We start from the raw sequence: 11058 nt of genomic DNA on the forward strand, positions 1-11058 counted from the left end.
CGCGCCGTAGCCGGCGGAGCCGGAGAACTGCAGCAGCACAGCCCGCCAACGGTTCGAGTGAAAGGGACACGAATGCAACGGGGTGGCATGCATCTGACAGTCAGGGTGCCGTGGTGGGGGCGTGGGAGGCGGGCTGGGGTTCTTGCCGCGGTGACCGCGATGCTGGCGGCGCTTCTGACCGGGTGGGGTGCCGTCGGGACGGCGCAGGCGGCCACGGTGGATCCCGACGGTTGGTACGTGCTGGTCAACCGGGGCAGCGGCAAGGCGCTCGACGTGGCGGGTGCGAGTACCGCGGACGGGGCGGGTCTGTCGCAGTGGACCCGTCACGACGGCGCCAACCGGCGTTTCCAGTTCGTGGACTCGGGCGGCGGCTACTACCGGCTCAAGGCGCAGCATTCGGGCAAGGTGCTGGACGTGTTGAACTACTCCGGCGCCGACCATGCGGGCATCGTGCAGTGGGGTGACGCGAACGGGACCAACCAGCAGTTCCGGCTGGCCGACTCGTCGGACGGGTACGTCCGGCTGCTCAACCGCAACATCGGCAAGGCCGTCGAGGTGGACAACGCCTCCACCGCGGACGGCGCCAAGGTCGTGCCGTTCACCGACTGGGGCGGTGCCAACCAGCAGTGGCAACTCGTCCGTGCGGCGGGAGTACTGGCACAGGTGCACACCGCGGGGCGGGTCAAGGACGCCGGAAACACGGTGCAGTACAGCTGGCCCGGCGTGTACTTCGAGGGCCGCGTCAGCGGCACCGGCGTCGGCATCGTGCTCAACGACCCGGCCGCCGACTACGACGTCCAGGTCGACGGAACCACCGTCGCCACACTCGTCACACCCGGCAACACCACGCACTGGATCAACGGCCTGTCGAACAGCACGCACACCGTCCGGCTGGTGAAACGCAACGACACCCCGGGGGACATCAGCACCTTCGGAGGCTTCGTCGCCGCGCCCGGCGGTGCCGTACTGAGCAAACCGGCCGCCCGCAACCGCCAGATCGAGTTCATCGGGGACTCCCTCACAGTGGGCTACGGAAACCTCTCGACCTCCCATGACTGCACCTCGGACCAGCTCAAGCGGAGCACCAACGCCGACGTGAGCTACGGCGCCCTCACCGCCCGGCAGCTGAACGCCGATTACCAGATCAACGGCTTCTCTGGCCTCGGCATGGTGCGTAACTACGGTGGAGGCTCCTCGGACGTCACCTACCGGACCTTCTACGACCGTGCGTTGCAGAGCGTCACCGGCGATGTCTGGCAGAACCCGGGCACCTGGCGCCCCCAGGTCGTGGTGGTCAACCTCGGCACCAACGACTTCTCGCCCCTCACCTCCGGTGAGTCGTGGACGCCCGAGAGCCTCGCGTCCGCCTACCGGAGCACCTACACCGACTTCCTCCAGAGACTGCGTACGCGCTACGGGTCCGGAACCACGATCGTGGCCGTCGGCACCGGCCAGTACGCCGACCACGTCCAGCAAGTGGTCAAGGCACGCAACGACGCCGGCGACAGCGGAGTCCGCTACTGGTCCCTCGACTCCTCGGGCCTGGACTTCCTCGGCTGCCACTACCACTACTCGGCCCACGACGACCGAGTCATCGCCGACCGGCTCACCTCGTTCATCGCGGGTCTGCCGTTGGGCTGGTGACGGCACCGACCGCCCAGCACCACTTACGCCGCTGACGTGAGGGGTACTCCCCCGCAGAGGCGCTCCGCTCGGCCCCGGACTCCTCGTCCGGGGCCGCTTGGGTCACTGCGGCCGGTGGCCCGGGAGGTACCGGCCGGGAAGCCGTGGAGCAGAAGCGGATCTAGCCTGGAAACTGCCGCTGGGAACCCGCCCTGCCGGGCGCATCCATCCGGACGGAGGTGTCGCGCGTGGACATGGCCGGTGAGCGCGATGGCCCCACCGCCGCCATCGTGGTGGACCCGGACGGCCTGGTGAGCGGCTGGAGCGAGGGGGGACGGCTGCTGCTGGGCTGGACGGCGGAGGAGACGGTCGGGCGCCCCGTGACCGACCTGCTGGCCGGTCCCCCGCCACCCGGCTTCCCCGAGAGCGACGGCACCGCCCCGGACCATGCCGGGCCCATCCCGCTGCGCCATCGGAACGGTTCCACTGTGGACGCCGTGGTGACGCGGCAACCGCTGTCCGGCGGCGACGGCCGGCCACTGGGCCACGTGGTGACCGTCCAGCGCTGGGGACGCCGCCCGGTGATCGCCGACCGGGCCTTCGAGCAGTGCCCCTTCGCTCTCGGTGTCTACGACCCTGAGCTGCGGTTCCTGTGGATCAACGCGTCCTCGGGCCGGGTGATCGCGCACTCCGAGGAGCAAGTGCTCGGTAAGAAGTACCGCGAGGTGCTTCCCGAATTCGACCGCTCGCTGTTTCCCGAAAGGGACGACAAGCCCTACACCGACAAGCTCGCCGAAGTGGCGAGGACGGGCGTGCCCGCCCGCCTCATCACCGTCTTCCAGCCGCGGGGCAGCGACTACGCCAACGCCTGGGCCACCAGCATTTGGCCCGTCCGAGATCCCGAGGGCAGGGTCCGCGCGGTCGCCAACTGGGGATTCGACATGAGCGCCGAGTACTGGGCCCGGCAGCGCCTGCTCATGCTGAACGAGGCCGGCGGCGGCATCGGCCGGACCCTCGACGTGATCGGCACCGCCCGGGAACTGGCCACGACCCCGGTACCGGGATTCGTCGACCTCGTCACCGTAGATCTGTTCGACGAGGTGCTGCGCGGAGAGGAACCGCCCTTGCCTCCCGCGCTCACTCCCGGCGAGACCATCGAGCTGAGCCGGGCCGCCCAGCACAGCGCGCGGGATGACACCGATCGGGCTCCCGGGCACCCATTGCCGGTCAGCCACGCTCCCGGTTCCGTCGCCGCCCGCTGCATGGCCACCGGCCGGTCCACGGTTCAGCTCGCCGCCGAACCCGGCCCCGGCGGCGAATGGGCCTTCGGCCCCGGGCTCGCCGCCGACCCGGCCCACTGGCCGCCGGGCAACCCGCTGATCGACGAGTCCATCGCCGCGGAGGGGCTGACCTGCCGGATCACCGTGCCGGTCCGGGCACGCGGCGCGCTGCTGGGCGTCGTCGCGTTCTCCCGCAGCGAGCGGCCCGAGGCCTTCACCGCCGATGACCTGATCCTCGCCGAAGAGCTGACGGCCAAGGCAGCCATCGCCATCGACAACGCCCGTCGGTACTCGCGCGAGCGCGCAACGGCGCTGACCCTGCAGCGCAGCCTCCTGCCGCAACGGCTGACCAGCCCGGAGGCGCTTGAGGTGGCCTCCCGCTACCTTCCCGGCGGGACCGGCACGGAAGTGGGTGGCGACTGGTTCGACGTCATCCCGCTCTCCGGCGCCCGGGTCGCCCTGGTCGTCGGCGATGTCGTCGGCCACGGCCTGCACGCCTCGGCCAGCATGGGCCGGCTGCGCACGGCGGTCCGCACCCTCGCCGACGTGGACCTGCCCCCCGACGAGTTGCTCACCCACCTGGACGACCTGGTCATCCACCTTTCCAGCGACCTCCAGCCTGCCAGCCGCTTCCAGCCCACCGGCGAGTTCGGAGCCACCTGCCTGTACACCGTCTACGACCCGGTCTCCCGGCGCTTCGCGCTGGCGAGCGCGGGCCACCCGCTCCCGCTGATCATCTCGCCGGACGGAACCAGGACCCCGGTATCCGTGCAGCCGGGACCGCCCCTCGGCATCGGTGGACTGCCCTTCGAGGCGACAGAGCTCGACCTGCCCGAGGGCAGCCTGCTCGCCCTCTACACGGACGGATTGGTCGGAAACCGCGAGCGCGACGTCGACCATGGAATCGCCGAACTGCTGCGGGTCCTGAGCCATTCGGACACCTCACTGGAGTCCCTCTCCGACACGGTGATGGACACCATGCTTCCCGAAGACCGCACCGACGACGCCGCCCTGCTGCTCGCTCGTACCCACGCGTTGGATCCCCGGCACGTCGCCGACTGGGACGTCGAACCCGACCCCTCGCAGGTGCCGCGTGCCAGGAAGTTCGCCCTCGACCAACTGGACAACTGGGGCCTGGAGGAGGCCTCGTTCGTCACCGAACTGGTCGTCAGTGAACTGGTCACCAACGCCATCAGATACGGCGAGCCCCCGATCAGGCTCCGGCTGATTCGCGACACCTCCCTGATCTGCGAGGTCTCCGACGCCAGCAGCACCGCCCCGCACCTGCGCCGGGCGCGCGCCTACGACGAGGGCGGCCGGGGCCTGCTGCTCGTCGCCCAGCTCACCCAAGGGTGGGGCACCCGGCACACCACCGAGGGCAAGACGATCTGGTGCGCGCAGACCCTTGGCCAGCCCGAGCCGCGATGACAGCCGAGCCCGGCGGGCCGTCGCAGGGCTCGGCGTCGGTGCCCGGCTGCGTCCGTCAGACGGGCCGGGCGGCGCAGGCGTGATGGTCAGCGTCGTTTCGACCTCTGTCCCACCGAGGTGGCCGCCATGGCCGTGCCGGTCACGACGAGAACGGACAGCAGGACGAGCGCGCAGGTCGGGGTACACGCGCACGGGCATGTACATAGCCTGATTCCGCACACGCGACAGCCCCCTGGCGGAACCGGTCTGCGCGGGGCGTGGCCGAAGGAGCCCGCTCTCTCGAACCTCAGCCGGGGCCGCCCGCCGACGTCGTCGGGCGCCTGATGTACAACGAGGATCAGGGTCGGGTCCAGACTGAACGTGCCTAGTTGTCGCTGCCCTTGCCCATGCCCTCGCCCATGCCCATGCCCCCCTGCCGGTCGATTTGGCGGTCAGTACCTGGTCGAGATGACCTTCGCCGGGGAGGGCAGTTTCATCGTGCCGCTCCCGGCACCACTGCTGCCGTCGGGGCCACCGCGCGACCGGTTTGCGGGGAGATCATGCCGGCGCACAGGCCCCGGGCGGCCAACCCCTGGGCGATGCGCGGGATCGCCGCGAGGGCGTTGGCGGACCAGTCGTGCATGAGGATCACCTGGCCGCTGGTGAGCCGGCCGGCCGCCGCCACGATCGCATCGGTGCTCGCACCGTTCCAGTCCTGCGAGTCGACGTTCCAGATGATCTCGGTGAGGCCGTACTTGGCCTCTACGGCCCTCACCGCCGGATTGGTCTCGCCGTACGGTGGCCGGAACAGCTTCGGCGTGCCGCCGCCCGCGGCCGCGACGGCCTGTTGGGTCCGGGCGATTTCCGAGTCGATTGTCGCCTGGCTCTGCTGGGTCAGATGCGGGTGGGTGTAGCTGTGGTTGCCGACCCACATGCCGGCATTGACCTGCGCCTTGACCCGGGCCGGGTAGGCGGCGGCGTGCTGTCCCTGGTTGAACATGGTGGCCCGCAGCCCGTTCTGCGTGAGTGCGTTGAGCAGGGCCGGTGTGCTGTTGGAGGGTCCGTCGTCGAAGGTGAGCCCGACGTACCCATTGCAGGTGGCGGCCTGCGCCGGGGCGGCCGCGTCGACGGCGAGGGCGCCGGCGGCGAGTGTGACGACGGCGAGTAACGAGAGACGTGGTGTGGCCTTCATGAAGAGCGGTCCTCCGGCCTGGGGGATTGGAAACCAGCGCCTGGGACTGGGCCAGGCGCCGCCGATGTTCCGGATGGGGAGGGCAGGGGGAGAGGATCCCCACGGGGGGATGGCACGTTCATCGGCGCAGTCGCTGTGCGACCGCTGCTCCACAGCCGCCCCCCTCTCCGAACTGGCCTATCTCACCGTGATGTTGGAACTGCCGCTGCTCTGGTATCCCTCGGTGGCGAGGATCATGTAGTACTTGAAGCTCCCCAGGGGCATTCCGGCGCGGGCCCAGGCGTCGAAGTGGTTGCCGGTGGTGATGGCGCCACCTGTTCGCTTCGACTGCCGGACGCTCCAGTACTGGTTGAACGTGCGGGTGCCTTCGACGGACGGGGCGTTGTAGCGCGTGGTCTGGTAGATGTCGTACGTGCCGCCGTCGCTGGTGACAGCGCCCTTGTACGCCCCGGTGGGCCGGTAGGTACCCCAGTTGTCGACGATGTAGTACTCGACGAGCGGGTTCGACGTCCACCCGTAGAGCGCCAGGTAGCCGTTGCCCGACGGGTTGAAGCTGCCGGAGTAGGTCACGGTCCGGCGTGAGCCGTTGCTCCACCCCTTGCCGGCGACGAAGTTCCCGGTGTTTCGCCACGAGGTGCTGTAGTTACCGCCGGAGTTCAGGGTCATGGAGACCGTGCCCTGGCTGTCCGTCCAGAACGAGTAGTAGTACCCGTTGTCGGTTCCGGTCTGGTTCGTGGTGATGACCGTGGCCGCCTCGGCGGTGCCGGGCAGGGCCAACGTGGCCCCAGTAGCCAGCAGCAGGGTGCAGACGCTGCGGCGCGTCGGGTTTGCGGGTCCGTCGTTCATGAGCGTGCTTCCTCCTCGTCCTGGTGAGGCCGACCGGGCCGGGCAACTGGTGTCGACGGGTGGTTCGTGCCGGCCCGCATCGACAGCGGTTGAGCTCTGCCAACGGAGAACAGTTTTGGTATGCCCCTGCCAACTGTCAATGGTTTCGGCATTGATTCCGAAACATTCGCAGCGCTTAATTCCTCCCTCTGAAGGTATTTCTGCACGTCATGACATCGCTAACGGAAGGGAGTCGATGCCAGGCGTCACCGCCCTCAAATGGAGAGATCAAATATACGAGTTATGATCCTCGAATGTTTCGACGCTCTTTCGATCATGTGCGCGAAGAGTGCGCGGCCAGAGGGGCAGCGCGGAATTGCTCATCGGGAGGGCTGGAAGCGGTGCCTGTTCAGGCGTCCCGGCAGTCATCGGCATGACGAACCCGACGACACCCACGGCTGCCCCGGTCACACTGATCGGTGTCCGACCGCACGGCGCACTGCCAGTGGAGCGATGGGAGACAACCGGCTTCCCCGGACGCTGGATGGACGGCACCGCCATGATGCTCGGCCCACTCCGTCGGCAATGCCCCGGCCCTGACCGTCGTTTACATCGGCTTCGCCCGGCCGTGACCTCCAGCCCGCACCGCACCAGCACGCCTTATGCAGACCCGAAAGAGCGGATCCTTGCCAACGCAGTCCCCCCTGGACTTCCGGATGCATCGCCGAGAGCGTCACCGGTCCTCGACGTGTCGCCGATTCTGGCCAGGTTGAAGGTGCTTGAACTGCCCAAAAGCTGCCTGGCGTCCCATCAGAGCGAGCGTCGACCGGCCTACGGGCGTGCCCAGTGGGGACTTCCGCCGGCCCGTGCAGCTGTGGTCTAGCTGGTCTTCCACTTCTGGTTGTCGCCGCCCCAGCAGGACCAGAGCTGGACCTTGGCGGTGGCCAGGTCCTTGTCCAGGCACAGACCGGACTTCACTGAGCGGATCGTGCCGTCGGAGTAGAACATCCACTTCTGGTTGTTCTGCCCGTTGCAGTCGTAGGTGCCGACTTCGGTGGCGTTGCTCGTGCCTTCGCGGTAGGCGTCCAGGCATTTCGTGCCGCCGTAGACGGTGAGCTGCCCGGAGGGCGTCAGGGTCCACTGCTGGTTGGCGCCGCCCGAGCACTGGTCGTAGACCTGGACCTGGACGTTGTCGTGGCTGGCATAGGGGACGTCGAGGCAGCCGTTGCCGTCGGCGTTGTGCAGGACGCTCGTGTGTGAGCCGGGGTCGGCACCCCAGGCACGCTTGACGGCGTCGATACCGCTGATGTTGCGGATGCCCACCGCCAGGTCGGCACCGCTGCCCTTGAGGTCGAAGAGCGAGTAGTAGTCATGGTCGGGGTACTCCTGGTACTTGCCGCCGATGGCAGGCCAGTAGACCGCACCCATGCCGAGTTCGTGGACGGTGTCGGTGTCGGCGCGCAGGTACCGCACGAAGTTGTCGGTGCTGTTGACGTCGTTGTAGTCCTTGCCGGCGTCTGCCCCTGCGCCGTCCATCGGTGCGCCGAACTCGTCCAGGAGGGTGCGCTTGGCGCAGGTGCCGACCTTGCTCTTGAAGTCGGTGACCCACTCGCCATAGGTTCTCGCCGACTTACCGAAGGCGTAGTGGTGGAGCGAGAGGTAAGTCCCGTCGAGGCGGGAGTCGGCGCACACGCTCGTGACGTAGTCGTTGTAGCCGGGTCCACTCACGATGATGCGGTTCCTGGGGACCGACGGGCGGTCGGCGATCCACTTGGCGGCGATGTCCGCCCACTCGGTGGCGCTGTGCCCATGGGGCTCGTTGAACGGCTCGTAGTAAACCAGGCCGTTGGACCCGTACTTGTCCGTCACGGCCTTCCACATCGACTTGAACGCATCCGCGTCGACGACCTTGCCGTTCCAGCCGGGCCCGTCCGGTTTCCCGTCGTTGTTCCTGTCCTCGCCGTCCCCTTCCCAGTAGGAGAGGATGACCTTGAAGCCCTTGGCTGTCGCGGCATCGATGGCGCCGGCGTACCTGTCGCCCCACGTCGTGCCCGGGACGGAGTGGCTGTTGATCGGCAGCCGTACGGTGTTGGCGCCGAGCGTGCTCTGGAACCCGCTGAGGATGGCGTTGGCCTTGGCCTTGACGGTCTCGTAGCTGTCGGATTCGTTCAGCCCCTCGGGGACAACGGCGCCGTAGGTGAAGTTGTCTCCCACCCTGGCCCAGTTCACGCCTTGGAACTGGGCGGCGTCCAGCGTGGGCTCCTCGGCGGCGGCCGGTGACGTCCCTGCCACGGCACCGATCGACACGGTGATCAGCCCGGCCAGCAGACCACCTGCCGCGTGACGCAGGGAGCGGGTGCCCGCAGGAGGGGGTGCGGTGGGGTGAGGACCGGGTGGGGTGCGCTGGTAGTTGAGCATGTCGTGTCCCTTCTGTGCTTGCGGCTCTGTACATACAGCTCTGTGCCGGCCGCCGATCGAGGTGGCGCGGGCGGGCATCGAGGACGAGGGTCGGCTTCGTTCGAGCCGTGGCAGCTATCGGCTCAAGGTGAGTCCACTGGGGTCGGCTTCGCCCAGCCAGCACGGCATCGCCTGCCGAGCGGCCCGTCTCATGGACTTGTTCGCACGGCGCCACGCGCGCCGCCGCTGCCTCTCGGCGTAGTCGTCCACCACTCGCGGTTGGGTGGATCGGTGCTGATACCTGACTTCGTCTTGTAGGCCGCGCAGATGTCCGCGAACGCCTTCTTCGGCACGGCGTCGGATGCCTTGGAGCCGAGAGTGACGGTCTTCGGGTCAGTCGCCGTACCGCTGCCTCCGCAGACGCTCAGCAGCAGGACGTCGGCGGTCGGGGCCGGGAGAGGAAGGACTGGAGGAGGAAAGTTGCATGACGACTCCTGGGTGCAGAGCAGCGGGCTCTTGGGGTGCACGAGGGCACAAGTTCAATCAGAAGCAAACGAGACCAAACGGCGCGCCCATGAGATCCGTTCGATCTGCCGAACGTCAAGAGTCATGCACCCACTTTTTCTGACCCTTACGAAAACCGGTGATCTCGCGAAATCGCTTTCCCCGGGCGGTCGTAGATGGATTTCCGCAGGCTGGGAGTGATGGGCCCGCTCCCATGACCCGAATTCGCCTGCTGACGCTCGGACTCACAGGGCCATCGAGCGACAGGGCCTCACAAGGCACGCCCACCGCACGCAGCTCCGAGAGTTTGGAAGAGGCTTCCTCTAACCCCTTGCAGAAGCTCTTTGGAACCCCTAAGTTTCCGGGGCACAGCACCGTTGGAGCCATCTCATACCGAGCCGTAAGCGCGGCAGCCGAACATCGGGCAGGGGTGCCAGCATGTCGGCGTGCACCGGCCGCGCCGGAACGTCGCCGATCCACAGAAGAAGACGCGGGCAGTGAATGGGCACGCTCCGAGCGGATCCGGGCGGCATTCTTGCCCCCGCTTCGGCGGGAAATCCCTCTCCGCCTGCAGAAATGCGCAAGTCGATACGGGCTCAACCGGCTCGGAACGCATGACGCATTCGCCTGGTCGTGCGACTGAGAATGCCTGTAGAAAATCTACATAAAACCGAACCTACCGGGCTCCGTCACCGCCCGGCGGGTCTTCGTTTCACCGCCCTGCGAGGTTCGGTCACTCCGGACGGCCACAGAGGGGGCAGGAGGCACTGCGGGACGGCAGGGACTCGTGAGGGAGCCCACAAGCGGGCCGATAAGTGGCGCACGGACGTCAAGGGAGTTATCGTCGGACGGTAGAACGACCGGTCTTCCTACCTCCTGGGGGTGGTCGCTCGGACTTCCTGGCCGGGCTGCCCCCAGGCGGAGACATGCCAGTAGGTCGCCGGTGCACGTCGAGAGAGATCAAGAGTTCCGTGAAACCAATCCGCGCCCCGGCCCGGCCGGGGCCCTGCACAGAGTCGCTGCTCGATGCCGCCCCGACGGGGTCAGCCTCCCGACCTGATCAGCCGGACCGCGTCCAGGAGGGTCTTGTGGGCAGCCGTCGAGTCGTCCAGATAGCCGGCCGCCATCGCGCCGTCGTACAGCATCAGCAGCGCACCGGCGGCCGACTCCGGGTCGGCGTGGCCGAGCCGGGTGAGCAGGTCCTGGAAGAGGGAGCGGATCCAGTCCCGGTGGGACGCCACCAGGCCCCGGATCGGATGGTCGGCGTCCGGGTACTCCGCGGCGGCGTTCATGAACGGCGATCCGCGAAAGCCGCGCTCGCGGGCGTGCTCGGCGATCGCCTCGAAGATCAGGTCGATCGCCTCCGCGGGCGGATGCGCGGCGGCCAGCGGTTCGGCCACCTGCTTGTAATAGGCGTCCTTGGTCAGCAGATAGGCCACGACCAGGTCGTCCTTGGAGGCGAAGTGCCGGTAGAAGGTCGCCTTCGTCACCCCAGCCTCGGCGATCAGCCGCTCCACACCGATCGCGCGAACACCCTCGTAATAGAACAGCCGCGACGCCGCCCGGACCAGACGTTCACGAGGAGGCAGCTCACCCTCGATCGTGCTGTCCTGACGCTTGGCGTTGGTTGCCTTCTGACCACTAGTACTCACTTGCCCATTCTGCCCGTAACCCAGTTCTGAGTGGCCTCCACCCCCGTACGGCCGCACCAGCGCTGTCACTCCCTAATCCCCCACGGCCCGCAACGGCGCGGCCGTTCATCGAAAGGTTTGAACCATGACTCGTCGTCTCGAAGGAACCGCCGCCCTGGTCACCGGAGCCTCCAGCGGT

Annotated in this window: 6 protein-coding genes and 1 pseudogene; 2 read left to right on the top strand and 5 right to left on the bottom strand. The window is 68.0% G+C overall.

Annotated elements, in window-relative coordinates:
- Window positions 1-159: 159 nt before the first annotated feature.
- Window positions 160-1644: an RICIN domain-containing protein gene (locus POF73_RS45200; protein ID WP_272125370.1), complete on the top strand. Its 1485-nt coding sequence runs from the start codon at window positions 160-162 to the stop codon at window positions 1642-1644.
- Window positions 1645-1877: 233 nt separating this feature from the next.
- The gene (locus POF73_RS45205; RefSeq protein WP_272125371.1) at window positions 1878-4331 is read left to right on the top strand and encodes an ATP-binding SpoIIE family protein phosphatase; all 2454 of its coding nucleotides are present in this window, start codon (window positions 1878-1880) and stop codon (window positions 4329-4331) included.
- 472 nt (window positions 4332-4803) lie between these two features.
- Here POF73_RS45205 and POF73_RS45210 read toward each other — a convergent pair whose 3' ends face one another.
- The 5 genes and pseudogenes from POF73_RS45210 to POF73_RS45230 all read right to left on the bottom strand — a co-directional run bounded on the left by POF73_RS45210 (window position 4804) and on the right by POF73_RS45230 (window position 10880).
- Complete coding sequence (locus tag POF73_RS45210; RefSeq protein WP_272125366.1) at window positions 4804-5502, bottom strand: polysaccharide deacetylase family protein; 699 nt, start codon at window positions 5500-5502, stop codon at window positions 4804-4806.
- Window positions 5503-5679: 177 nt separating this feature from the next.
- Window positions 5680-6348, bottom strand: coding sequence for a glycoside hydrolase family 11 protein (locus tag POF73_RS45215; RefSeq protein ID WP_272125367.1), 669 nt, complete (start codon window positions 6346-6348; stop codon window positions 5680-5682).
- A gap of 858 nt (window positions 6349-7206) precedes the next feature.
- Window positions 7207-8745: a ricin-type beta-trefoil lectin domain protein gene (locus POF73_RS45220; RefSeq protein ID WP_272125368.1), complete on the bottom strand. Its 1539-nt coding sequence runs from the start codon at window positions 8743-8745 to the stop codon at window positions 7207-7209.
- A gap of 266 nt (window positions 8746-9011) precedes the next feature.
- Window positions 9012-9158: pseudogene (locus POF73_RS45225) on the bottom strand (carbohydrate ABC transporter substrate-binding protein); the annotation flags it as partial.
- Window positions 9159-10271: 1113 nt separating this feature from the next.
- Window positions 10272-10880, bottom strand: a complete 609-nt coding sequence (locus POF73_RS45230) for a TetR/AcrR family transcriptional regulator (protein ID WP_272125369.1) — start codon at window positions 10878-10880, stop codon at window positions 10272-10274.
- Window positions 10881-11058: the final 178 nt, after the last annotated feature.

The sequence above is a fragment of the Streptomyces sp. HD genome (assembly GCF_028369295.1).
Classification (GTDB): domain Bacteria; phylum Actinomycetota; class Actinomycetes; order Streptomycetales; family Streptomycetaceae; genus Streptomyces.

Coding starts and splice junctions, on each gene's coding strand:
- POF73_RS45200 (WP_272125370.1), top strand. CDS start 160: ATGCTGGCGGCGCTTCTGACCGGGTGGGGTGCCGTCGGGACGGCGCAG.
- POF73_RS45220 (WP_272125368.1), bottom strand. CDS start 8,745: ATGCTCAACTACCAGCGCACCCCACCCGGTCCTCACCCCACCGCACCC.
- POF73_RS45210 (WP_272125366.1), bottom strand. CDS start 5,502: ATGAAGGCCACACCACGTCTCTCGTTACTCGCCGTCGTCACACTCGCC.
- POF73_RS45215 (WP_272125367.1), bottom strand. CDS start 6,348: ATGAACGACGGACCCGCAAACCCGACGCGCCGCAGCGTCTGCACCCTG.
- POF73_RS45205 (WP_272125371.1), top strand. CDS start 1,878: ATGGCCGGTGAGCGCGATGGCCCCACCGCCGCCATCGTGGTGGACCCG.